Annotated in this window: 22 protein-coding genes and 1 pseudogene; 8 read left to right on the forward strand and 15 right to left on the reverse strand. The window is 67.6% G+C overall.

The annotated features are described in order from the left end of the window. Nucleotides 1-218 (forward strand): annotated as a pseudogene (locus NP4_RS41890) (hypothetical protein); the annotation flags it as partial. Here the strand turns inward: NP4_RS41890 and NP4_RS38630 are convergent. Genes NP4_RS38630 through NP4_RS38650 form a run of 5 tightly spaced genes read right to left on the reverse strand, consistent with a single transcriptional unit; the run spans nt 215 to nt 6,953 of the window. After that, a complete protein-coding gene (locus NP4_RS38630) occupies nt 215-1,423 on the reverse strand; it encodes an acetyl-CoA acetyltransferase (protein WP_068009355.1) in 1,209 nt (402 codons plus the stop codon). The pseudogene NP4_RS41890 and the gene NP4_RS38630 sit on opposite strands and share 4 nt — an antisense overlap. A gap of 9 nt (nt 1,424-1,432) precedes the next feature. Continuing rightward, nucleotides 1,433-3,400: a class I adenylate-forming enzyme family protein gene (locus tag NP4_RS43055; protein ID WP_245997111.1), complete on the reverse strand. Its 1,968-nt coding sequence runs from the start codon at nt 3,398-3,400 to the stop codon at nt 1,433-1,435. 21 nt (nt 3,401-3,421) lie between these two features. Continuing rightward, entirely contained in the window at nt 3,422-4,507 is a 1,086-nt protein-coding gene (locus NP4_RS38640; protein WP_245997116.1) for an LLM class F420-dependent oxidoreductase, read from the reverse strand. Between the two features lie 18 nt (nt 4,508-4,525). Beyond that, a complete protein-coding gene (locus NP4_RS38645; RefSeq protein WP_068009356.1) occupies nt 4,526-5,986 on the reverse strand; it encodes a carotenoid oxygenase family protein in 1,461 nt (486 codons plus the stop codon). A gap of 46 nt (nt 5,987-6,032) precedes the next feature. Further along, nucleotides 6,033-6,953 carry a winged helix-turn-helix transcriptional regulator gene (locus NP4_RS38650; RefSeq protein WP_068009357.1) on the reverse strand — a complete coding sequence of 307 codons (921 nt, stop codon included), beginning with the start codon at nt 6,951-6,953 and terminating at the stop codon, nt 6,033-6,035. Between the two features lie 124 nt (nt 6,954-7,077). Between NP4_RS38650 and NP4_RS38655 the strand changes: the two genes are divergently transcribed. Further along, nucleotides 7,078-7,533 (forward strand): hypothetical protein, encoded by a 456-nt coding sequence (locus NP4_RS38655; RefSeq protein WP_068009360.1) that lies wholly within the window; start codon nt 7,078-7,080, stop codon nt 7,531-7,533. Here the strand turns inward: NP4_RS38655 and NP4_RS43060 are convergent. The 4 genes from NP4_RS43060 to NP4_RS38670 all read right to left on the reverse strand — a co-directional run bounded on the left by NP4_RS43060 (nt 7,530) and on the right by NP4_RS38670 (nt 10,600). Then, entirely contained in the window at nt 7,530-7,652 is a 123-nt protein-coding gene (locus tag NP4_RS43060; protein ID WP_255285632.1) for a hypothetical protein, read from the reverse strand. The genes NP4_RS38655 and NP4_RS43060 overlap by 4 nt on opposite strands. Beyond that, on the reverse strand, nt 7,645-7,938 hold the full coding sequence (locus tag NP4_RS38660) for a hypothetical protein (protein WP_068009363.1): 294 nt from the start codon (nt 7,936-7,938) through the stop codon (nt 7,645-7,647). The genes NP4_RS43060 and NP4_RS38660 overlap by 8 nt, the downstream gene beginning before the upstream one ends. Nucleotides 7,939-8,284: 346 nt before the next feature. Next, nucleotides 8,285-9,805 carry a M1 family metallopeptidase gene (locus NP4_RS38665; protein ID WP_068009367.1) on the reverse strand — a complete coding sequence of 507 codons (1,521 nt, stop codon included), beginning with the start codon at nt 9,803-9,805 and terminating at the stop codon, nt 8,285-8,287. 213 nt (nt 9,806-10,018) lie between these two features. Continuing rightward, on the reverse strand, nt 10,019-10,600 hold the full coding sequence (locus NP4_RS38670) for a hypothetical protein (protein ID WP_068009370.1): 582 nt from the start codon (nt 10,598-10,600) through the stop codon (nt 10,019-10,021). Between the two features lie 165 nt (nt 10,601-10,765). Between NP4_RS38670 and NP4_RS38675 the strand changes: the two genes are divergently transcribed. The 3 genes from NP4_RS38675 (at nt 10,766) to NP4_RS38685 (ending at nt 14,629) form a co-directional block, all read left to right on the forward strand. Next, a complete protein-coding gene (locus NP4_RS38675) occupies nt 10,766-11,065 on the forward strand; it encodes a hypothetical protein (protein WP_068009374.1) in 300 nt (99 codons plus the stop codon). 103 nt (nt 11,066-11,168) lie between these two features. Then, complete coding sequence (locus tag NP4_RS38680) at nt 11,169-12,926, forward strand: hypothetical protein (protein WP_068009378.1); 1,758 nt, start codon at nt 11,169-11,171, stop codon at nt 12,924-12,926. Continuing rightward, a complete protein-coding gene (locus NP4_RS38685) occupies nt 12,926-14,629 on the forward strand; it encodes a hypothetical protein (protein WP_068009380.1) in 1,704 nt (567 codons plus the stop codon). Before NP4_RS38680 ends, NP4_RS38685 begins: the two co-directional genes overlap by 1 nt. Before the next feature lie 80 nt (nt 14,630-14,709). Here the strand turns inward: NP4_RS38685 and NP4_RS38690 are convergent, their stop codons facing one another. Continuing rightward, the gene (locus NP4_RS38690; protein WP_169813867.1) at nt 14,710-15,534 is read right to left on the reverse strand and encodes an SGNH/GDSL hydrolase family protein; all 825 of its coding nucleotides are present in this window, start codon (nt 15,532-15,534) and stop codon (nt 14,710-14,712) included. A 155-nt stretch (nt 15,535-15,689) separates the two neighbouring features. Beyond that, the gene (locus NP4_RS38695; protein ID WP_068009384.1) at nt 15,690-17,060 is read right to left on the reverse strand and encodes a glycosyltransferase; all 1,371 of its coding nucleotides are present in this window, start codon (nt 17,058-17,060) and stop codon (nt 15,690-15,692) included. A gap of 194 nt (nt 17,061-17,254) precedes the next feature. On the opposite strand from NP4_RS38695, the gene NP4_RS38700 reads away from it, so the two are divergent. The 3 genes from NP4_RS38700 (at nt 17,255) to NP4_RS38710 (ending at nt 19,927) form a co-directional block, all read left to right on the forward strand. Further along, a complete protein-coding gene (locus tag NP4_RS38700; protein WP_068009388.1) occupies nt 17,255-18,658 on the forward strand; it encodes a cellulase family glycosylhydrolase in 1,404 nt (467 codons plus the stop codon). 18 nt (nt 18,659-18,676) lie between these two features. Beyond that, nucleotides 18,677-19,657 carry an SGNH/GDSL hydrolase family protein gene (locus NP4_RS38705; RefSeq protein WP_068009399.1) on the forward strand — a complete coding sequence of 327 codons (981 nt, stop codon included), beginning with the start codon at nt 18,677-18,679 and terminating at the stop codon, nt 19,655-19,657. Nucleotides 19,658-19,753: 96 nt separating this feature from the next. Next, complete coding sequence (locus tag NP4_RS38710) at nt 19,754-19,927, forward strand: CsbD family protein (RefSeq protein ID WP_062504491.1); 174 nt, start codon at nt 19,754-19,756, stop codon at nt 19,925-19,927. Between the two features lie 4 nt (nt 19,928-19,931). Here NP4_RS38710 and NP4_RS38715 read toward each other — a convergent pair whose 3' ends face one another. Genes NP4_RS38715 through NP4_RS38730 form a run of 4 tightly spaced genes read right to left on the reverse strand, consistent with a single transcriptional unit; the run spans nt 19,932 to nt 24,147 of the window. Continuing rightward, on the reverse strand, nt 19,932-20,735 hold the full coding sequence (locus NP4_RS38715; protein ID WP_068009401.1) for a MerR family transcriptional regulator: 804 nt from the start codon (nt 20,733-20,735) through the stop codon (nt 19,932-19,934). 52 nt (nt 20,736-20,787) lie between these two features. Beyond that, nucleotides 20,788-22,314 carry a flavin-containing monooxygenase gene (locus NP4_RS38720; RefSeq protein ID WP_068009404.1) on the reverse strand — a complete coding sequence of 509 codons (1,527 nt, stop codon included), beginning with the start codon at nt 22,312-22,314 and terminating at the stop codon, nt 20,788-20,790. Next, on the reverse strand, nt 22,311-23,231 hold the full coding sequence (locus tag NP4_RS38725; protein ID WP_068009417.1) for a ferritin family protein: 921 nt from the start codon (nt 23,229-23,231) through the stop codon (nt 22,311-22,313). The genes NP4_RS38720 and NP4_RS38725 overlap by 4 nt, the downstream gene beginning before the upstream one ends. A 1-nt stretch (nt 23,232) precedes the next feature. Next, complete coding sequence (locus NP4_RS38730) at nt 23,233-24,147, reverse strand: SDR family NAD(P)-dependent oxidoreductase (protein WP_082876616.1); 915 nt, start codon at nt 24,145-24,147, stop codon at nt 23,233-23,235. Nucleotide 24,148 lies beyond the last annotated feature (1 nt).

The following is a 24,148-nucleotide window of genomic DNA, read 5'->3' on the forward strand; positions in this document are numbered from 1 at the left end:
CCCCGGCCGCGCCCGCGCCGCCCGGTCCGCCCGTGCCGGTGCCGCCGCCGCTCTATCCACCGGTCGCCGCGGTCGCCGGATCGGTGGAGGCGGTCGCCGAACCGCCGCTGTGGGCGTCGCTGGAGTTCTTCACCGTGATAATCGTGGTGATCGTGCTGGGTACGGTGACGGGGACCGCGAGCAGCAGCGTCAACAAGGTCAAAAGGCCGCGTCGCTAGGCGGCTTCGACTACGAAAGCCGCTGCGGTGGTAGTACTTCCGCCGATATTGAGCGTTCCGAAGCGGCGAGCGCCGGGGATCTGATACTCCCCCGCCTGATCGGTCACCTGTTTGTAGGCGTCGAGCAGCATGCGCACCCCGGTCGCGCCGACCGGATGGCCGATCCCGATCAGACCGCCCCCCGGATTGATCGGCAGCCGGCCGCCGCGCCCGATATCGCCCGCCTCGATGGCCTTCCAGCTCTCGCCGGGCGCGGTCAGGCCGAGGTGATCGATGGCGACGTATTCGGACATGGAGAAGCAGTCGTGCACCTCGACCCCGTCGAGGTCGATGATGTCGCCGACCCGCGCCCGGTCCAGCGCGTCGCGGACGACTCGGCGCAGGTGCGGGAAGACGTGTGTGTCCTCGGCGCTGGCCCGGAACTTCTGTTCGAGCGACAGCCCGACCGTGCGGTGACCCCAACCGGTGATCTCGGCTCGACGAACATCGTTGCGGCGCTGGAGGAATCGATCGGATACCAGAACGATCGCCGCGGCTCCGTCGGTCATCTGACTGCAATCCTGTCGGCGCAGCCGCCCGGCGACCGGCGGATTGACGCTGTCGTCGACGCCGAAGCTGTCGGCGGTGAAGGCCCAATCCCGAGTCTGGGCCAGCGGATTGGCGCGGGCGTTGGTGATGTTCAGTTCACCGACCGCGCGCAGGTGTGCGGCGTCGAGGCCGTAGCGGCGATCGTATTCGTCGGCGATGGCCGCGAATTGTTGCGGCCAGACGAAATCGGTATCGGTGGCCTCATGTCCCGCCCAGGCGGCCGCGCCCATGTGGCGGGCGGCCTGCGCGCCGGGCACGGTCTTCTCGAGTTCCGCGCCGATCACCAGCGCGCAGTCGTAGCGTCCGGCCTCGAGTTCTGCCATGGCGGCCAGTGCGGCCATACTGCCGGAGGCGCAGGCGGCTTCGTGCCGTGCGGCCGGGACGCCCCACAGCCCCGGCGCGACGGTCGCGGGCATGCCGCCGAGGTGCCCCTGTCCGGTGAACAGCTGACCGAAGGCGTTGCCGACGTGCACGACCTCGATCTCGTCGAGCTCTACGCGGGCGGATTCGGTTGCCCGCGTGATGATCTCACCGATCAGCGCGTCGAAGCCGAGTCCGGCCCTATGCCAGTTGACGGCGAAATCGCTCTGGCCGCCGCCGAGAATGTGTACCGACATTGCCACTCCTCATTGGATTCGCTGCCGCAATTCGCGGCGCAGCAGTTTGCCGACCGGATTGCGCGGCAGCGCCTCGACGATCTCGATCCGCTCGGGCAGTTTGAACGAGGCCACATCTCGGGCGCGCAGCCACGCGACGAGATCCTCCAGCGTCACCGTCGCACCCGGGGCGGGTGCGACGAACGCACAGCACCGCTCGCCCAGTACGGGATCCGGGTAGCCGACGATGGCGACCTCCGCCACACCGGGCCGATCGGCCAGCAGCGCCTCGATCTCCGCGGGCGCGATATTCATGCCGCCGCGGATGATGATCTCCTTGACCCGATCTACGAAGCGCAGATATCGGCCGTCGGGCCCGCAGATCTCGAAAACATCACCGCTGCACAGGAATCCGTCGGCATCGAAGGGATCCGCAGCGGCCGTACCCGGGAGATAGCCGCCGAATACGGCGGGTCCGCGCAACCGCAGTTCGCCGCGCCCGCCGGGTTCGGTGACCTGCTCGCCCGTCACGGTATCGACGAGTCGCACCTCGGTGCTGTCGGCCAATCCGGTGGACCACCGCACGCCCGGGGTCCCGTAGCGCGGTAGATGCTGGGCGCGCAGGGTGGGATCGGGAAAGTCCACGGGCGAACCCAGCAGGCACACTCCCTCATTGGAGCCGAAGAAGTTCACCACCTCGATCCCCAACTCCTCCTGCCACCGCCGCACCACCACCGGCGGCAGCGGCGCACCCCCCGACCCCACCCGCCGCAGCGACGACAGATCCGCCGCCGCACGCAGCCCCTCGTTGTTCAGCAGCATGGTCAGCAGCGCCGGAGCCATGGTGGTGTGCGTGGCCCGATGCCGCGCGAGCTGACCGAGGAATACCGCCAGATCGAACGGCTGATGCTGCACCAAATGCCCACCCGCCAACAGCCACGGCAACAGCGCGGCCGCAAACCCCGCCATATTCACCAACGGAAAGGGATTGAGAATCACCGACTCCGACGTCACCCCCAACGCATCCCGCACCCCCCGCCCCACAGCCAGCCAGTCCCCATGACACCGAGGCACCCCCTTCGGCGCGGCCTCGGTCCCACTGGTCCAACAAACCGTCACCCGATCATTCACAGTGGTAACGAGCTCGGCTTCATAGTCCCGCACCACCTTCCGATCCCCCACCAACGAACCCCCCAGCTCCACAACCCCATCCGGAACCCCAGGCCCAAACGCAAACACCAGCACCCCCACCCCAGCCCTCGCTTCGCTCGGGCGGGGAAATTGTGAGGCCACACCAGGCCCTTGCGAGTCCAGGCCGGGCCCTTGCAAGTCCCGGTCGAGACCATACGAACCCGCGCCGCGACCTCGCGGATCCGGACCGAGCCCTTGCCAGCCCCGGTCAAGATCATACGAACCCGCGCCGCGAACTTGCGAATTCGCGCCGGAGCGCTCTGGGTCCCGGGCGGGGCGTCCGCAGTTCTGGCCGGAGACTCTCGCGCCGGAGGTGGGAGCATGTGGGGCGGGGCGGGGAGGTTGGGGGCCCACTAGCTCCAATGCTTCGGCGGCTGGGTGGCGGTCGGAGAAGGTGCCGACGGTGATTATGGCGGCTGCGTTGGTTGCGGTGAGGATGGTGGAGAGTTCGTGGCGGCGGTAGGAGGTGGGCATGGGGGTGGCTATTGCGCCTATTCGCCACAGGGCGCAGTAGAGGGCTACCTGGTTGATCGAGTTCGGGAGTTGGACGGCTATGGTGTCGCCCTGGCCTATTCGGTGGGTGAGGAGTTGGGCCGCGAGATCGGTGCTGTAGTCGTCGAATTCGCGCCAGGTGAGGGTTCGGGGTGTTGCGCCGGTCAGCTCTGTGAGGTTGGGGGGATCGGTGATGGCGGGGGCGTCGGGCGTGGCCGCCACTCGTTCGCGTAGCAGCAGAGGCAGCGTTTCGGGGCCCCACCAGCCTCGGTCGCGGTAGTGCCGGACAGTGGATTCGGGATGACAGGTCGGCATGGGGTACCTCCGCCTCGGTGCTCACACCTGTTGTGCGACAGTTGATTCCAGACGCTCCCGGATCCGCTTCAGCGCGGACAGGGTGCGGCGTGCGCCGGGATCATCGGCGGTGGTCACCGGCACGATGACCACCTCGTCGGCGCCCGCGCGATAGTAGGCGGCCAGCCTGTCGGCCATCGCCGCCTCGTCACCGAAAATCCCTACGGCAGTGAGCAGTTCATCGGGCATTGCCGCGAACAGCTCGCGCGGATGAGCACCGGCATGTGCCGCGCTCACGAGCTCACCGAAACCCGCCTCGGCGAACATGGCGTCGTACCCGGGCGCTCGCAGATACCCGATCACACCGCGCCGCGCAGTAGCCCACTGCTGGGCCGTGGGATCGAGGGCCGCGGTAACCCACACCGATACCGGCGGCCCCACCCGCTCCGCACCACCACGGGTTCCCATGGTGGACCGAGGATCTCGCTCGGCAGCGGCGCGCGGACGACTTCCCTCGCCGGTCGAGATCCGCGGCTCATCGCCCGACGCCGGAGCCGATGCGCGAATCTGTTCGACACAGCGCGAGAGCTGTTGTGGCGTGAGCAAGTTGAGCACGACTCGGTCGGCGGTGTGGGCGGCCGCGGCGAGGGTTCGAGGGCCGAAGGCCGCCATGACGATTTCGGTACGCGGGGCGGGTAGGCGCAGACGGTAGCCGTGGGTGTGTTCGATCGCGCCGTCGAAGTCGGCCTTGCGCCCGGCGAGGAGGTCCCGCACTATTCGGGCCGATTCCGCCAGATGCTGTGCCGTACGCCGCCTTTCGCGCCCGTGCCAATCCCGCACCACGACCGTGCTGGAGCTGCCCAGGGCGATGTCGACCCGGCGGCCGGTCAACGCGGCCACACTCGCGACGCCGATGGCGATACCGGCCGGCGTGCGCACATCCACCGCGAGCGGCCCGACGCACAACGGGATTCGCCCGGGCTCCCGTCCGATCGCGGTGGCCAGGGCGAAGGCGTCGAAGGTCGCCATTTCGCCCACCCACAACCGGTCGTAGCCGAGGTCGTCGGCGGCTGCGGCGACCCGCAGCGCTTCCATCGGATCGCGGTCCTGCCAGAAGGGCAGGCTCACACTCGAACGGGGCACGGGTCAGGCCGCCGGTCGCGCCGCCGCGCGCATTCGCTCGCCGCTGACCCAGGTCGCGTGAAATCCCAAGGGGACCCGGGCCGGAACGCCCAGGCGGCAGATCGGGCCGGTGCTCGGATCCGCGGCGTCGTAGATCCACACCTCGGCCAGATCGGTATGGCTGTTGTAGGCGAACATGGTCAGCCACGCGTCGTCCTCGGCGCTCGCGCCGGGCCGGGGCACCACGGTCAGCTCGCTGCCGAATATGCCGTCGCCGAACGGCTGAGTGTGTTTCGCGCCGGTGAGGACGTCGTATTTCACCACCGCGTCGAACAGCATGGTCCGGTCCACCGACAGCCGCATCTGATACGCCCACCGCCCGCGGCGACCGGTGACGCTCTGATCGATGGCCGGGAATTCGGTATTCACATCGTCGAGCGCCTCCTCGACGGTCGCGCCGGTACGCAGATCGAACCGATACCGATACAGCGTCGCCTCGGGCCGCAGATACGCCAGCAACTGCGCCAGCGGATGGGCGCGATCGGAGACCGGACTGGGCCGCGACACCCGGCACGCGATCATGACGATCTCGTCACCCTCCTCCCACGCGTTGACGGTGTGATAGATATAGCCCGGCTTCGCCTCGAACCAGCGCACCCGCGCACCGTCGCCGCGCCGCGGCAGAATCGCGAAGCGACTGGGCAATTCGCGATCGAAGAACAGTTTGAATCGCCCGGCCGCCGCGGCCCGCGGATCGTTGTACAGCGGCAGATCCATGAGGATCGAATAGTTCTCGGTGATCGCCATATCGTGCGGCAGACGCGGACCGGGCAGCTCGATCCCGGTGTAGTGGGTGACCGTGCCGGACGGATCCGCCACGCCGTAGCGCAGATAGGGCGCGTGGATGCCGTAGTCGAAGAAGACGAATTCCTCGGTCCGCTCATCGACCTTGGCGTGTGCGGACACCTCGCCGGGCAGCGTGCCGCCGAACGAATCCACCCCGCGCGTCTCGAGACTGATCGGATCCACCGCGTAGGGCTTGCCCGCGCGATACCACAGCGCCAGCAGATTGCCGTGATGGAAGATCACATCGGTATTGGCGGAGTTGCGTTCCCGCCGATCCCCTGGCGGATTGGTATCCCACGGTTCGATCACCCCGCGCCACAGTGCCGCACCCGCCGCCCGCTCGGCCTCGAATTCGCCGGTCCGAATATAGCGATTGCGGTACGTCGCCCGGCCGTTCTCGAAATGCACCGCGTGCAACATGCCGTCACCGTCGAACCAGTGGTACCGGCCCAGCGGCGAGAACTGCGGATTGGGCCCGTTGCGCACATAGACCCCGTCGAGATCCGCGGGCAGCTCTCCGGCCAGCACCGGCAGATCGGTGGCGGTGATCTCGTCGGGCTGCGGCGCGTACATACCCTCCAGATACGGATTGGTCAGCGCCTCGGCCGCCGGTGCGATGAGTTCTTCCTTCAGCGTCATGGCCACAACTCCCCGCTCAACTACATTTAATGAAGTGATACGCGTCTCAGCCGACGCTGTCAAGGGACGGCCGTGCCGCCCCGGGAGCCGGATCGAAACGAATATCGGTGCGCGCCAAGGTCGCATCGCAGCCGCGACAGCGCAGCGCCGGATCCAGCGGCTGCCCGCACGCACCGTGCCGGATCCGCAGTCCCGACTCCGGCCCGTCCGGATACGCCCGTCGCGCCCACGCCAGCAGGAAGACGAACACCCCGAACAGCCCCCGCCCGCGCGGGGTCAGTCGATATTCCCGCGTCGCGGGCCGGTGCAGAATGTCGGCCGCGCACAACCGGGTCAGCCGCTCGGTCAGCGTGGTCGGCGAAATATGCAGCGCCGCACGGAATTCGCCGAATCTGCGCACCCCCGCCAGCGCCAGGCCGGTGACCACGGCGCTCCAGCGGTCCCCGATCGCCTCCATGATCTGGTCGAATCGCGCGTCACCCGCGCCCGGTTCGATCGACCGCGCCGAGCGCCGCCGCCCGGAGGCCAGCCGCCACAGTGCGTCCGGCGCCAGCTCGACGGCGGTGTCGTGGGCGGTGACCGCCCGCCCGCACGCCCGGCACATCGGCACCGGCGGCCCGCGGTGGTCGCAGCCGATGTGCACCAGTTCGGGCAGTACCGCGCCCTCGGCGGTCCATTCCCGCTGCCAGGACCAGACGCACACCAGGATTTCCCAGGTCGCCAGGCCCAACTCGGTGAGCCGGTACTCCCCGTCGGCGCGGGTGAGCACCCCGGCCTCCACCAGAGCGCTCAATCGCGCGCTCAATACCGCCGGGGGCGCGCCCGTGCGCTCGCCCCACTGGCCGAACCGCCGCGCGTGATGAACGAAGGTGTGCCGCAGGATGGTCAGCGTCAGGCGATCGCCGAGCAGATCGAAGGTCGCCGCGACCGGATCGGGTGCGGCGGCCTCGGCGGGTGAGACGTCCATCGCCCCGAAACTACTACATCAACTGTAGTAATCGTGGGCGAAAGTCGAACACTCGCCGAGATTTCATCGGCACGTCCCCCGTAAAGGCGTGGCATCTCCCGCATTGCGCAATACCGTGGGGTGTATGCGCACTTTCGTACACCTGGTGCTGTTCGCCTGCGCCATCGTCATGGCCGTCGGCGCGTTCGGGCCGCTGGTCGGCTCGCTCGAGGCCCGGCACGTGCGACTGGCCGACCTGCGCGACGGCGTGGCCACCGACCGCACCCTCGATCAGCTCGCGGGCCAATCGGTCTCGTTCCAGATCTCCCTCGCGGTGGTCCTGCTCGGCATCGCCGCGGTGGTGCTGCTGGCGGCGCTGTTCGGCTCGCGCCTGCTGGGCTGGCTGGGCGTACTGGCCGCGATCGCGGCGCTCGCCGTGCTCGCCTGGCGGCTCGACGAGCGCTTCGATCATCAATTGCGCACCGACTATCGCCACCTGCTCACCGGCACGTGGGGCCTGTACCTGTTCGGCGGCGCGACCGTCGTGGCCCTGCTGGCCGTCCTCGTACCTCGCGAACGAACGGTCGCACGCAAGCCCTAGACCCGCACCACATCCTCGCGACGACGACGCGGCGTCTCCGGCAGCGGCGCGCCGCCCGTCGGCACGCCCACGCGGACCATCGCCTGCGGATAGCTTCCGCCGCAGACGATTTCACGCATCTGCTCGCGCACCGAATCGACGCCGATCGCTGCGCCGATGCATCATCGCCGCGGTCGGCCCTGTATCGATGCCGGTGGGTCGCCGCGGGCTCAGCCGCGGCCGGACCAGATGATCGGGATCGCTCGGATTCGGCAGCTGATCGACCTCGGCCCCCCAACCGAGTGTGGCCAGCGCGACGCGCAGATGATGCAGGGCCACACCGCAACTGAGCACCAGGGACCGCCGTTGCGGATCGGTCGCGGTCCGATGCCGCGGGATCGGCGTGCAGATCCTGCAATTCGCCACCGGCCCGCCAGCGCCACGGCTGCGAATTGTGCACCGACGGGGCGCGCTGGGCCAAACCGATTGCGACCCTGATTGTTTCGTCGCTGGGATACACGCCAGGCATGGGATTTCCTTTCCGTTCGGGTGCGTGCGGCTCCAGTCTCACCCGCGATCTCGCGGTGACAGCACGCCGAAGGTCACCGAAGGTGAGGACCGACGGAAAGGCCGAAGGTCACAATCCCAACTCCGAATCCGGATCCGAGCGATGGACGGCGGCGTGGGATACCCCACGGCCGCATCGATAAAACCGACGAGGACCGGCGAGTTCACCTCGCCGGTCCTCGGGGCCGCTGCCGCTACCGCGCGATCACTTCCGATCGCCCTGGCCGAACGGCCAATCGGGCTGGGCGTCGCGCTGTTCGGGCGCGGCCGTGGGCGCGCTCGGATGCAGCGGGCCCGGGTACAGGTACTGATCGGCCGGACGCTTGCGGCCGTTGAGCCAGGCGTCGAAGAATCCGGTCAGATCGTTGGTGGTCTTGGACTGGATGAACTTGCGGAACTCCGGAATCGAGGCATTGCCGTTGCGGTGGCTCTGCACGAATTCCTTGACCGCCGGGAAGAACACATTGTCACCGATGCTGCGCCGCAGAGCGTGCAGGAACAGCGGGCCACGGGTGTAGACGGTGGTGAACTCCTTACCTACTCCGGGGTCGTACAGCGGAGTCGCCCAGATACCGCGCTGATCCGCGGTCGCCAGCGCCCGCCGGTAGATCTGATCCGGATTCGCACCCTGCACCCGCTCCGGGTACATGATGTCGGCGGTGAAACTGGCGAAGCATTCGTTGAGGCACACGTCCTTCCACTGCTGCACCGACATCGCATCGCCCCACCACTGATGGGCGTTCTCGTGCACCAGGGTGTTCAAGTCCGTCCAGGGCGCGTAGATCGGCCGGGTCTGGGTCTCGAGCGAGAACTGCAGATTGGTGTCGACGTAGATGCCACCGCCCGAATCCAGCGGATACGGGCCGTACAGCTGCTCCTCGAAATCGAGGACCTTCGGCAGATTCTTCTCGAGCGACTGCTTCTGCCCGGCAGCGCCGGGGGCGAAGAAGCTCTCCAAAGACGTTCCGTTGGAACGCTTCTGCTCGAGCCGGGTGAACTTGTCGATGGCGACCGTGGTGAGGTAACCGATGATCGGGGTCTTCTCCTCCCAGGTCACGGTGTGCTTGTTCGATCCGCCCGGGGTGTCGGAGGTCCGCACGCCGTTGGAGGCGACGTCCCAGCCCGTGGGCACGGTCGCGTGCAAGGTGAAGGTCGCCTTGTCCAGCGGCGTGTCGTTGAGCGGGTACCAGGTGGTGGCCGAATGCGGTTCGCCCGCGGCGAAGGCGCCGCCGCTGGGCGAGAGGGTCCAGCCGTTGCCGGAGGTGTCGGACATGGTCCCGGAGTAGTCGACGATGACCACGAGCGGCGTGCCCATGACCACGCCCACGCTCGGGGTGATCACCAATTCGTGTTCGCCGGACTTCTTGAACTGCGCCTTCTGACCGTTGACCGACACGGATTTGACCGCCGGTCCCGCGTAGTCGAGATCGAAGGCGCTCAGGCTCTGGGTCGCCTGGGCGGTGATGGTGGTCTTACCGGTCAGCGCGCGGCTGGACGGGTTGTAGTCGATGGCGACGTCGTAGTGCTGAACGTCGTAGCCGCCGTTGCCGTCCTTGGGATAGTAGGGGTCGCCCAGGCCGTCGGAACCGGGCGTGAAGCCGAAGGCGGCTCCCGGGGCCGGGGCGGCTCCCTCCGGCCCGGCCGTCGCCGGCGTGACCGACAACAGCGACAGCGCCACGGCACAGGCCGATAAGGCAATGGGATATCTCGAACGCGGAATTCGCATGGTGATCAACGCCTTTGGAACGCGATCCGGCAGAGCGCACCCAGGGCCAACTGATGCACGCTCGATCGAATCTGTAATCAACTGCGGTACACGAAGACTCACGCTCTGTCGCGATCTCCGTCAGTCTATGAGACACCAAACCCGAAGCGGTGGCGGGAAAATCGACCGGACAGCATGCAACCGGTAGTTACTAATAGGGGCAAACAATCTCGATCACCCCTTCGCGGTCGTCGCAGTCCGCCACGCCAGCGCCAGCAGCGCCCCCAGCAGCAGATAGCACGGCACGCTCAGCATGACCGGAACCGTCCAGCCGCGCACGAGCTGGGCGTTCCACAGGCAGTAGGAGGTGACGCTCACCAGGGTCAGCCCGATTCCGCCGTAGGTCACCAGCGTCTGAGACTTCAACTGCCACGGCTGATCCCGGAAGTCGGTGACCTTGCGCGCCCGCTCGCGGCCGATCTGATCGACCGTCACCCCCGACGCGGCGAGCCGGGTCGCGGCATACAACCGCATCTCCAGGATTCGGATGGACTTGTTGCGGGTGACGATGGTCGCGATCAACAGCACGTGGAAGGCGGCCACCATCCACAGCGGGAACGGTATGAGCACGGCGAACACATAGGACTGCTTCAGCTCGTGGAATTGCGCCGCGACCACGCCCAGATAGGCGACCGCCCCGGCGATCAGCGCCAGCGACACGTTCATATGCATCTGCTGATCGGTGCGCTCGGCCTCGTACAGACTCGTCAGCGCGGCAACCTCCACCCGCTCCACTTCCGGCTTCGGCGAGGTCATACCGCCAGCTTATGCCTGGTCAGAGGCCGGATTCGAATTCGAAGACCGCTTGTGACCGAACAGCCTCCGATCCGGCATCTTCCGTGATCGCCGCTACATCGAAGCGGGATTCGCGGCCGCGATCGCGGGTACTGCCGGAGCAGGAACCGACAAGGGAGGTGCACGATGGCCGAGACCAACGAGATCCGGGGCAGCTTCCCCGACAGTGCGCGACACACCCGCAATCACGCGGGTGAGGGCATCGAGGACGGCTACAACATTCCGGGCATCGTGCTGTGCGCGATCGGCCTGGTCGCGCTGGCATGCGCGCTCACCGCGGCGGGCTACGGCTTCACCGGCTGGGCGATCGTGGCTGGCATCATCTGCGCGGCCACATTGATCGGCGGCTTCGCGTGGTTGTTGCTCGAACATCGGCGGGTGAAGGCCGCCGAGGGGTTGTCGCTGCACGAACAGCGTGGCCACTGAACCCGTCCGCGGGCCCTCGATTGTGATTGTGCTGCATTCCGGTTGGTGACATTCGGAAAATCTCACGTGGTTCGATAGCCATAACACTGGCAGTGTGCTGGCCATGAGTGATGTGGGTCACCCGATGCGGCGGTGGCGAAATGCCTTGGCGCTGGCCGTGTCCGCCGCGTTCGGGGCCGCGGCCGCGCAGTTGCCGATGGCCGCGGCCGATCCCGGTCCGATCAGCGCTGCCTCGGATCGGCAGGAGCAGGAGCTCTCGACGCGGGACGGCATCGTCACCTCGTATGTGAATTTCGCACTGCCGCTGCCCGCGAATGCCCCCGCGCATTCGGCGGAATGCGACCGGGTGGGTTTCCTGCGCTACCGTCCCGTCGACGGCCCGCGGAATTCCGCGGACGCCGAACATGTCGTGGTGCAGCAGCAGGGCATGTTCGGCGGCGCGGTGAACTCCGACAGCGTCGCCTACAACACGGTGCATTCGGCGCGGGCGATGGGTCAGAAGATCGAATTCTGGGCCATGGCCCGGCGTAGCGGCTGTCTGGACGAGACCCGCGGCTTCGACTACGCGCTGCGCACCGGCAACTATCTCGACGCGGTCGACTACTACTACAACGGCAAACCGATCGACGGACAGGTGTTCGCCGGCTTCAAGACCTCCGAACAGCTGCCGGTACTGGACGTCATGGGACTCGAGCGGGTCGTGCGCGACCAGTACGAGGTCATGCTGCACGAGATCCCCGATCAGGCGGCGCGGGCGGGCAAATACGTCTGCACCGGAATCTCGCTGGGCGGGTTGGTGACCGGCTTCTTCTCCGACTGGGATTTCGACGGCCGCCCCGGCGCGGATCAGTGCGCGGCCTTCGCCTCCCAGGATTCGATGGTGTCCTCGGATCCGGTGGCGATTCAGAACACGCCGCTGCTGCACGACATCACCAATGCCATCGTCGGGCCGACCAATTCGCTGGTGCAGGCCGGATTCCGGGGCGGTGTCATGCCGCGGGTGTTCGGCGCCACCCCGATTCTCGGCGCTCGCTCGTTCATGATCTTCCGCCTGGCCGGGCTCGCGGCGCATCTGGACCCCGATGGCGAGAGCCAGCTGCTGGCCCACCTGCCGCGCGATTTCGACATCGAATCGACCCTGAACTATCTGCTTGCCCCCAGCTGGGCCTCCTTCGCCAGCAACGGCGCCAATGGCGAGGGTTCGATCCGCGACTACCGCTTCACCAATACCGCGCTGCTGGGCATGCTGCTGGACAACAACTCCGACAACTTCGAACTGCTGCAGCAGGGCGTGGGCGCGCTGTCGGGTGGGCCGGTACAGGAGAAGACCTTTCCGAATCCCGGTGAGCTGACCCAACTTCCGCTGTTCGGCAATTTCCTGCGTTTCAGCGCGGGACCGCAGAAGCGGGTCTTCCCCACCGACCGCACCGCGCTCTACACCTGGCGCAACTACGACGATGTGCGCGGCGTCCCCTACACCTCACCCAACCACGAGGTCGCCGACATCCGCGACGCCGCACGGCAATTGGCCAACGGCTCCCCCGGCGGCTACTGGGAGACCTACTTCCCGCTGCGGCTCACCATCGACATCGGCGCCGGTTACGGCGGTGCGCGCAGCGGCGAGATGTCCGGCCTGCGTTATCACGGAATGAGCCGTATCAAGCCGAATTTCGTCGCGTGGGCCGGTGACAGCGCGATCGGCTCCAGCACCGGCAGCTTCTTCCCGGTGCCCGCGACGGCACAGGTCGTCACACTACCGGGCTACAACCACGTCGATACGATCGGCGCGGCGGCCGTCCAGAACGACGGGCTGCCCGATTACAGCGGCGAGCTGCTCGCCCGATTCATCAAGACGCTGTGATGTACCGCCAGCGTCTCCTGTGGTCGGCCGTACTACTGGCCGCGGCCGCGTGCGCCGCCGGACCGGCCGCGGCACAACCGGATTCGACGATCTGGTACGTCGACGCGGCCGCCGCCCCGGGCGGTGACGGCACCGCGCGGGCGCCCTTCGCCACGCTGGCCCAGGTGCAGGCCGCCTCGCGCGACGGTGACACGATCATGGTCGCTCCGGCCGCCGCCGCGCTGGACGGCGGCATCGCGCTCAAACCCGGTCAGCGCCTGATCGGCGACGGACCGGCGGTACCGGGCGCACCGGGCGGGGTCGCGCTGCCGCGCATCACCAACACCACCGGGGCGCAGAACGGCGACGCGATCGTGCTCGCCTCCCGCAGCGAGGTCCGCAATGTGGCGGTCGCCGGTGCGCGCCGCGGTGGTATCTACGGCCGCGACGCGGTGGACGCGGTGGTCACCGGAAACGATGTGGCGGGGACGAATTCGGGTTGCTCGGACGGGTTCATGATCGGTCCGTTCATGGTGCCGCCGGGTATCGCGGTGGGCGTCGCGATGCCGCCGATGCCGGATCTGCTGACCCTCGACAACGGCTGGGCGGCCGTCATGACCGATTTCGCGGCGGCCACCGGCACGGTCACCATCACGAACAATCACGTGCACGACACCGCCTGCGGCGACGGGATCGATATTCGCGGCGCGGGGACCAGCGATATCACCGCGCGGGTCAGCGGCAATACCGTCCGCGATATCAATCTGGGCGTGGGCAAACTGTCGGTGCTGGCCATGGGCGTGCAGGCCACCGATACGGCCCGGCTGGTCGCGACACTGGACGGCAATACCCAGCTCGATATCGCCTCACCGGCGAGCTCGCCGGTCAACAACATCGCCGACAGCGAAGGGGTGTTCATCAATCCGCTCGGGCGGGCCGACCTGTCGGTCACGGTCTCCGGCAACACCTTTCGGGGCGGCGGGGGCAATTTCTCCGCCAACGGCCTCGAGTACGCGACGACCAGCGGCAGTCCCGTCAGCCGGGTGACGGTCACCGATTCCAGTTTCGACACCGTCGTCGGCGACCTGATCGAGAACTACAATCTGAGCACCGCGGGCGCGCGACAGTCGTTGTCGCTGAACAATGTTCGTGCCCAGCACTCCAGTTTCCCCGGCGCGCCCCTGAGCCCGCTGGTTCCGGCCAATCTCGGCACCTGCCTGGTCACCACGAATTTCGGCCGCGACAGCCACACCCGTCTCGACGTCGCGAATTCGGTCTTCGGCGATTGCAGCGCCGACGGCATCGGCCTGCTGGCCTTCACACCCCTGGGCCCGCAACCGGCCACCGCCGAGCTGACCTTCGACTTCGCCGATACGATCGTCGACGGCACGGCCGCCCACGGGCTGAATCTGATCAATGTGGGCGACACCGCGGTCCTGCGCGGCGGCCTGGCCCGCACCACCCTGCTCAACACCCGTCGATCCGTGCTACAGGCGAGCAATCGCGGCGGCGTCATCGCCGACGCCGCGCTCGATCTGGGCGGCGGCGCCCTGGCCAGCCCGGGTCTCAACTGCCTGTCCACCACGAGCGGCCCGATCGAACTCGCGGGCATCCCCGTCACCGCCCGAGGCAATTGGTGGGGCCACGGCCCGATACCAACTGTCCCCCAACTCGATACAACCAACGCCCTCACCACCGCCCCACGCCCGAACTGCGGATCCTGAGCCCCAGCCCGTCTACCGGATCGAGTTGCCGGCCCTGATCACGCAGCGACGCGGCCAACCGGATCGCGGGCCGTGGTCGCTCAGCGGCGCAGCAGGTCGGCGATCGCACCGGCGACGTACGCTTGTCCGGCCGCGTTCGGGTGCGCCACGAGGTAGGGGCGGGCGCTCAGGCCCGGTTCGACCCAGCGGGTTTCCGGTGGCTGACAGGCGTCGTGGCCGAGTACCGAGCCCACATCGGCGAACAGGGCTCCGCGCGCGGCGATTTGGTCGCGGGCGACGATGGTGTAGCGGTCCCACATCTGGTTGAAGTACACCGCGTCGCCGTCGGCGACCGGCATCTGCCAGCGGCAGGTGCCCACCGGGGGCAATGCGCGCAGGTAGCCCACGGCGACGAGGACGGCGTGCGGGGCGCGGGCGCGGATCTCGTCGTAGACCCGCTCCAATTTGGCCTCGGTGGCGGCTATTCGGGTATCGAACTGACCGCCCTGCTCGAGTGAATTCCGGCAGGGCGCACCGGTCGGATCGGCGAGCGCGAGCGTCCCGCAACGAGCGGCCAGATCGAGCGCGCCGAAGTCGTTGCCGCCGATGGTGATGGTCACCAGATCGGTATCGGGCGTCAGCGCGTCCAACTGCGGCGGATTCACCCCCGCCGGAGTCACCTGCGCACCGAGCAGATTCTCCGTCGTGGCGCTGGCACAGCTGGCATTCACGAACTCCCCCACGCCCAGGGTCCGCGCCAGCACCGCGGGATAGCTGTCCGCGGCCCGCACACAGCCGGGGATCCGACCGTCGACGGTCGTCAGCGTACCCACCGCGGCGTACGAATCCCCCAGCGCCACATACTTTCCGACGGTCGGATTCGCCGCCCCTGCCGGGGTGAACGTACCGCCCGCCAGCGCCGACACGACCGCTACGACCGGAGCTCCGAACCACCTGAGGCGTCGGCCCCGGGCGACGGACTTCATGCGTCGGGACCGATCGGAATCCGTATCCCGTTCGACGACAGACTTTTTCGCCCAGCCGACTGCCGGTCGAGCCGATGCCGATCTTCCGCGGCCCATCATAGTCCCCGCCGAATACTGCCGGGCGCCTGCTCATTTCGTTCGGTCGAGGGCCGCTCGGCCATCGACTCGTCCTCGCGGCGGATCAGCGGGGCCGCGGCCCGGGTGGGGCGCGGGCGCACGCCGGCGGCATCGCGACGACGCGACCGCGAACCGGCCAACTGGCGTTCCAGCAGATCCGCGGCGCGTGCGGTGCCGCCCGCGGCGGCGAAACCGGCCGCTACCCGCGCCGCGCCCGCTCCGCAGGTCATCGCTTTCTCGACCCCGGCGCGTAGCCGTTCGGGTGACAGCTTGCGCTTCGGAACCCAGGTACCCGCCTCATTGGTCACCACGCGCCGGGCCACCTCCGACTGATCGCGACCGAACGGCACCACGCAGACAGGAACACCAGCGGCCAGGGCCTTCTGGGTGATACCCATGCCGCCGTGCGAGACGACGACAGCCGTGCGGTCGAGGATCAGATGATGCGGGAGGAACGCTTCCACGCGCGCGTTCGCGGGGATCGAGAACGACGCCGGATCGATCGCACCGGCTGTGACGACGGTGTAAAAACCGCTGTCGGCCAGGGCGTCCATGGCGATCTGGGCCAGTTGACCGTCGTCCTGGAATTCGGTGGAACACGTGACCAGGGCGATCGGACGATCGATGGAATCCAGCCACTCCGGCGCGCGGCCGGGCGGGGCCCACAGACCCGGGCCCACCTGGTGGATCGACGCGGGCCAGTCGCGACGCACATCGTCGAACGGGGGCGCGGTGAAGTTGAGGATGAGCGGCGCCTGCACGAAGTAATCGCGCATATGCGCCAACGGTTCCAGGCCGTATTCGGCCCGCGCCCCGTTCATCCGCGGCAGCATCTCATCGAAGTATCGATCCATCATCCACTGCAGCGCGCCGTCTCGAATCCGGCCCGCCACACCGGACATCGGTCGCAGACCTGGACCGTAGGGCGGCACGCCGCGCGACGAGGTCGGCAGCAGCATCGGCGACCAGGAGGCCCACGGCCGTGTGCCCGCGGCCGCGCACAGCTGCGCGCCCGGCGTGGTCGCATCGATCAGCAGCGCGTCGGGCCGCTCGGCCTCGATCGCCGCGCGCAGCGCCTCGGCCTCGGCGGGAATGCGCTCGACCAGCGACCGCACGACCGCGCGCAGCGCCTCGACCTTCGATCCGGCATTCCAATCGCCGAGGGTGTCCTCGACCAGTTCCGTGGGCAGTGGCCGCACGGCGATGCCCAGCGGCCGCAGCGAACGCTCCGAACCCGGCAGCGTGACGACGGTGATCTGATGCCCACGCTGGACCAGCTCGGCCAGCGCCGGAGTAATCGGATATAGATGACCCTTTGCTGGAGAAGTGAACACCAGGATTTTCGCCATAGCTCAGGCTAACGTCTAGCTAATCCATACGGAAGGGGTAGGAGTGCTACGTTTACGACATGAAAGTGGAGCCGAAGATGCGTGCCTTCCAGATATTCTGCGCCTTCACGGCCATGATCGTGGGAATCGTCACATCACAGGCAACCGCTTCAGGGGATGTATCAAACCCAGAGTCCGGAATTGTGAAAGTGCCTATGCGAACGAGTGGCAAATGGCTGGTCGACCAATTGGAACGGGTATTTATCCCGCACGGCGAAAATATCGCCGCCAAGCACTTCCCCTACCTTCCGTCGCAGCTGGGCTTCGGTGACGAGGATGCCGAACTGCTCGCCCGCGAGGGCTTCGACGCGGTCCGGCTGACCCTGTTCTGGGCCGCGATCGAGCCCCGGCCGGGCGTATACGACGAGGCGTACCTGGCCGATATCGAGCAGACCGCGACCATGCTCGAACGCCACGGCATCGCCACTCTCGTCGAGGCGCATCAAGACATCTGGTCGGCGCGCTACGGCGGCGACGGCGCGCCCGACTGGGCCACCATCGACGACGGCGTTCCCGACGGCCCGCACGATCTCGTCGGCGCGAATCTGGCCAATCCCGCCTACTGGCGCGCCTCGGACAACTTCTACGACAATCGCCCCGCCGCCGACGGTGTCGGCATCCGCGACCGCTTCCTGGCCATGTGGCGGCATGTCGCCGAAACCCTCTCGGGCACACCGGGTCTGATCGGCTACGGACCGCTCAACCAGCCACCCGCCGGAGCCGCGTTCCTCCCGTGCCTGGCCGATGCCTGTCCCCCGCAGCAGGCCGAGCGACTGCGCGCGCTCAGCGACGATGTGACCCGGGCGATCCGCGCGGGCGATCCGATGACACCGGTCTGGCTCGCCCCGCTGATCACCTCCAATTACGGGACACGCTCCGAGCTCGGCCCGGTACCCGACCCGAATGTGGTGTACGGCTTCAACTCCTACTGCGTGGTCGCCGCGCTGCAGGGCGGCGGCGGCGCGGGCTGCGAACCGCAGTGGCAGGCCGGGGCCGCCGAGGCCGACCGTTACTCCGCCGAACAGGCAATCCCCGCCGTGGCAACGGAATTCGGCGCGACCGGTGCGACCGACGCCCTGCGCGCCAATGCCGCGATCTTCGACGATCACCGGGTCGGCTGGTTCCACTGGACCTACTTCGGCGGCGATCCGGCGACGGTCGCCAAGGATCCCGACGCCCAGGCCATCGTGGTCGATCCGGCCCGCCCGCGCACCGGCGGCAATATCAACGAGCCCAATCTCGACGCCCTCGCCCGGCCCTATCCCCAACTCACCGCCGGAACCCCCGGACCCTGGCGATTCGACCCGACCACAAGGCAATTCGACTACCGCTTCACCCCCGCGCGTGCCACCGGCGACGGCGCGTTCCCCGTGGACAGCCAGACCGTCATCGCACTGCCTCAGCGGCAGTACCGCGAGGGCTACCACCTGCGCCTCACGGGTGCGCGCGCGGTCTCCGAATCCGGTGCGCCCCAACTGCGCATCGTCTCCTGCGCCGACGGCGGCGAGATCGCGATCACCGTCCTGCCCGGCCCCGGCGCCGACGACCAGCGTTGCTGACGACCGAAAGGATCACCGATGAAGCTCACCAGCGTAAGTTTGGGCGCCGCACTGGTTTCGGTGCTCGCCGCCTTCGCCGCGCCCGCCACCGCCGCCGAACCCGGCGTCCGCTATGTCGCCTACGGCGACAGCATGACCGTGGCCCCCTTCGGCGGAGGCGGCGGCGTACTCGGCCTGCCGACCTTCCAGCAGCAGCCGAAGACCGAACCGCCGCCCAATCCGATGGACTGCGCGCGCAGCAACTTCGGCTGGCCGTCGATCATGGCCGCCGCGTGGGGGCTGGGCGAACCGCAGACCGGCGACTGGGCCGACTACGCCTGCCAATCCGCCACCACCGATTCCGAACCGGTCAACAATCTGCGCACCCAGATCGATCAGTCCGTGCGCGACGGAATGCTCGGTCCCGCAACGCGTCTGGTCACCATCCAGATCTCCGCCAACGATGTCTGGTATCCGGGTCAGGTCTCCAATTACGCCTACACCCTGGCGATGTGCCTGACCGATATCGTGCGCGGCTGCGATTTTCGCACCGATCCCGAGCACTACGCCGACGCGAACGCCATGACCGGACCCAATCTGGCCCAGCGCATGACCCGCGGCATCCGGGGCGACATGATCGGCTCCATCCGCGCCGCCGCGCCCAATGCCGAGATCCGCTTCGTCGGCTACGAGGATCCGCTGCCGCCCCCGGGTATGCCTTTCGTCTGCTTCTCGGTATTCGGCCTGCACATCCCGTGGCCGCAGAACCGGATGGCCTACGCCCATCTGCTGACCGACAATATCGACAGCGCCATCCGCGACGCGGCCGCCCAGATCGGCGTGGGCTTCTGGTCGCTGCGCCCGGTCGGCATCGGTCACGACCTGTGCTCCCCGGCCACCCACTGGACCGGCCTGCTCGACCCCGGTGAGCCGTTCTTCCCCTTCCACCCGAACCTGGCCGCGCACAACGCCCAGGGCACTTACCTCAATGGCCTCCGGATCGCCGATGGCATCGGCTGACCGGGCGGCTGTTTACGAACGCCGTAGCGGGTAATCGCCGGAGTGCGGGGCTCGAGCCAAGCGGGTCACCGCAGACCACTTCGGAAAGGGGACGCGATGAGCGGCACCGACAAGGCGAAGAACAAGCTCGACGACCTGACCGGCCAGGCCAAGGAGAAGTTCGGCGAGGCCACCGGCGACCAGGACAAGCAGAACGAGGGCAAGTTCGACCAGGCCAAGTCCAACCTCAAGGATGCGGGCGAGAAGGTCAAGGACGCCTTCAAGCACTGACGGGTCAATTGCGGCGCGTGATCCCGGCCCCCCGCGGGTCGGGATCACGCGCCGCATGTCGTTCGGCCGCGGTGGCCAGATAGGCGCTCAGTTCACGCTGCAGGGTGTGATCCAGCGCCTGATTGAGCGAATTGTGCACCGCGGCCACGCCCAGCTCCCGCAGATGGTTGAGCATCTTGGTGGTCTCGGTGATCTCCTCGTCGCTGCCGGGCAGCCAGCCCGGGCCGTGCTCGTCGACGATATGGTCCTTGGCGGCGGCCACCATGGTGTCGGCGATGTCCTCGACCCGCCGCACCACCTCCGAATGCACGTCGATCAGCCCGCGCAGCCCGAAACCGTAGTGCTGCAGCGCGCCGAAGGTCTCCAGCAGTTCGGGCTGGGTGAATTCGATGGTGTCGCCGTGCAATCGGATCAGTCCGAGCTCGGCCAGCCGCTCGAGCTCCTCCTGTCCGACCGGTCCGTCGGGCCCGTCGCCGAACATCGTGTCCACCAGCTCGCGCGGTACCGACATCGGCTCCTCGGGCGAACCCCAGGTCGCGGTCACCGCCTGCTGTAGGCCGAGAATCTCGGTGAGATCCTTGCCGGTCTCCCAGCTGGTGATGAAATCGGCGATATGCGCGGTGGTGAAGCCGCGTTGGAGCAGCGAGTCGATGATCCGCAGCCGGGCCAGATGGGAATCGTCGTAGATCAGAGCTCGGCCACTGCGCCGCGTGGGCGCCGGCAGCAACCCGCGTTCCTGGTAGTTGCGAACATTGCGGGTCGTCGTGCCGGCGGCACGCGCGAGATCGTCGATGCGGTATTCCGCCATCCGCGTCCCGCTCCTCCTGATCGACCGACCATTCACCGAACCGATGTCGAGATTAGCCCAGCCCGGCCGCGATCCGGCGGCCGGTGCGCACCGCCTCGCGTGGCGTGGCGACGAAATCACGCGGATCCACCGCCGCCAGCTGTCGGGTGAACTGACTGCCGAAGCCCGGATACATGGTCGCGTTGAAGCCGTCCTCGGTGAGATACCAACTGCGGCAACCGGAATTCCACGTGGTCGCCGCGAGCCGGCGCTGCAGCGCGGCGTTGTAGCGGTCCTGACGGTCCTGACGCACCTCGAGCATCCGCAGATCGCCGTCGAGTAGCATGCCGATGGCGTCGGTGAGGTAGTCGATCTGCGCCTCCATGTACACCAGCGCCGAATTGTGGCCCGGGCCGGAATTGGGTCCGAAGGTGAAGAACAGATTCGGATAGCCCGCCACGGTCACGCTCTTGTAGGCATACGCGCCGCGACTCCACTCCTGGGCCAGTACCCGGCCGCCACGTCCGGTGATCGGGAACGGCGTGCCCTGTTTGGACACCTCGAATCCGGTGGCGAAGACGATGCAGTCGGCGCGATGCTCGATACCCTCGGCCGTGCGGATCCCGTGCGGGACGATCCCCGCGATCGGCCAGGTGATGAGCTTGCAGTTGTCGCTCTGCAAGGCCGGATAGTAATCGTTGCTGAGCAGCAACCGTTTACAGCCCGCGCGGAAATCCGGGGTGAGCTGGCGGCGCAGCCACGGATCACGCACCTGCGCGCGCAGATGCAGCAGCGCCACCGATTCGACCACCCGGGTCAGCGGCGAATTCCACACCACGCCCAGCGCGACCGATTCGTGTCCCCAGAACCAGGCCTCCCGCGCCAGGCTCTGGGTGACCGGCAGGCTGCGATACAGCTGCCGGGTCAGCGGATGGGTGGAGCGGTTGACCCGCGGCAGCACCCAGCCGGGCGTGCGCTGGAACACCTTGACCGAACCGGCTTTTCGCACCAACTCGGGAATGATCTGCACCGCGCTGGCGCCGGTGCCGACCACCGCGACCGTCTTATCGGTGAAGTCGTAGTCGTGATCCCAACGGGCACTGTGGATTCGATGCCCCTCGAAATCGTCGATGCCCGGGATCTTCGGGAAGCCGGGATTGGCCAGCGGCCCGGCGGCCATGACGACGCTGCGCGCCTTGACATTCGGCTGTTCGGCGAAGGCGATATCCCACAGCCCGCTGGCCTCGTCGAATTCCAGTCCGGTCACGGTGTGGCCGAATCGGATGGCGGGCGCCAGGTCGAATTCGGCGACCATCCGGTCGATGTAGGCCAGAATTTCCGCACTGCCCGAATAGGTTTGCGACCAGTTCGGATTCGGGGCGAAGCGGAAGGAGTACAGCCGCGAGGGGATATCGCAGGCCGCGCCCGGATAGGTGTTGTCGCGCCAGGTTCCACCGACACGGGTGTCCCGCTCGAACAGCGCGAAATTACCGATACCCTTCTGTCGCAATCGAATCGCCGCGCCGAGTCCGGCGAATCCGGCGCCCAGGATCGCGACGTCTTTCACTTCGTGTGCGCCGCGGCTTGTGGCGGTGCTCATGCGACGGGCTCGTAGGTCAGTTCCTTGGACCACGTGGGCTGTGGCGGCAGGAAGCGGTCCGGAATGCGGGCGGTGATCTTCACCAGCGCATCGGCGAACAGGTGATACGGGTGGTGGCGGTCGATCACCCAGTTGCCGTGCATCTTCACGATCCGGTACATGGGCACCCGATTGGCCAGCGGCATCCGATCGCCCACGGCCCGATATTTGCGCAGCGCCGCGTAGAGCTTCTCCTCGTCCACGCCCATCTCGACGATGTTGTCGCGCATCTTGTTCAGCAGCGGCACATAGCTGAGCACGCCGATCAGCAGGCTGGGCTTGACCCAACCGCCGACCAGATCGATGAACAGCTTGCGCGCCTGCGCGTGCCCCAGCAGCTCCATCACCGCGTAATCGGTTGCCAGGTGGCGGGATTCGTCGGAGTTGATCTTCTTGAACACCTCCTGCGCGATCGGATCCTCGATCTCGTCGGTGATGAATTTGATCAGCGCACCGTCGAGTGCCACCTCGAGCATCGGGATCACCGTGCCCAGGAACGACAGCGACATGCCGTCGGAGTACTTGTCCAGGAAGTCGATCACGAGTTTGACGTTGATATTCGGCTCGGGAATCTCCTCGCCGTCGAGCATGCCCCACCGACGCATCAGCGCCAGTTCGGCATTGGCGTGGCGCTGCTCCTCGGCGTGGAAGTAGCGGTAGATCTCGCGCAGGGTTTCCGTCGGGGCCTTCTTGGCCATCGCGGCGAATCCGCGCGCGCCGACGTTCTCGATCCACATCAGATCGGCCATGAAGGGTTTGAGTTTGGCATGCAGTTCGGGCGAGATCCGATCGGCTCCCGGCGCGTCCCAATCGATATCGGCCAGCGCCCACTGCCGGGACTTGATCTTGGCCAGCATGGCATCGAAGTCGAAGGCCATGTCACACTCCTGTCTTCGTTGCGGACGCCACCGGGGAGCTCTGCTCCTCCTGCGGCAGCACGCGGTTGAGCACGCCGAGGGCGTGGGTGTACAGACTGGGGAACTGCCGCTTGAGCAGCCAGATCGCCCGCGCGTCGAGTTGCGGCAGCACATACAGCCGCCCATGGTCGTTGGCGTCGAGGGCGCGGCGGGCCACGCGCTCGGGGGTGAAGCCGGTCAGGCGCATGACCTCCGCGGCCAGGCGCGAGGATCCGGCGGTGATCCGGCCGTCGCGCACCACATTGGTTTTCACGAAGGTGGGGCACAGCACGGTCACCGCCACGCCGGTGCCCGTGAGCTCGGCGGCCAGGGTCTCCGACAGCGAGATCACGCCGGCCTTGGAGACGTTGTAGGCGGCCATACCGGGCGCGGCCGCGAAACCCGCCGCCGAGGCGACATTGATGATGCCGCCGCGCCCGGCCTCGCGCAGCCGCGGCGCGAAGATCTCGCAGCCGTGCACCACGCCCCACAGGTTGATGCCCAGCGCCCACTGCCAGTCGCCGAAACCGATCTCGCCCACCGGTTTTCCACCGATACCGACACCGGCGTTGTTGATCACCACCGTCGGGGCCTGGTCGAAGATGAGTTCGGCGTGCAGCGCCAGGCTCTCCATATCGTCGCGATCGGCGACATCGCAGAAGTAGGCGTGGGCCGGGCGACCGTAGATGCCGTCGATCATGCGGACGGTCTGCTCGGCGCGTTCGGTGTCGATATCGGCGCACAGCACTTCACCGCCGCGTGCCGCCAATTCGAGGGCGAAGGCGCGGCCGATACCGCTGCCCGCCCCGGTCACCACGGCCTTGGCCGCGCCGGTGCGCCGCGGGCCCGTCGCGAACAGACCCGGCAGGGTCGGCAGATCGAAGTCGAGGATGCCCATC

It is taken from the genome of Nocardia pseudobrasiliensis NBRC 108224, from assembly GCF_001613105.1.
In the GTDB taxonomy this organism is placed as follows: Bacteria; Actinomycetota; Actinomycetes; order Mycobacteriales; family Mycobacteriaceae; genus Nocardia; species Nocardia pseudobrasiliensis.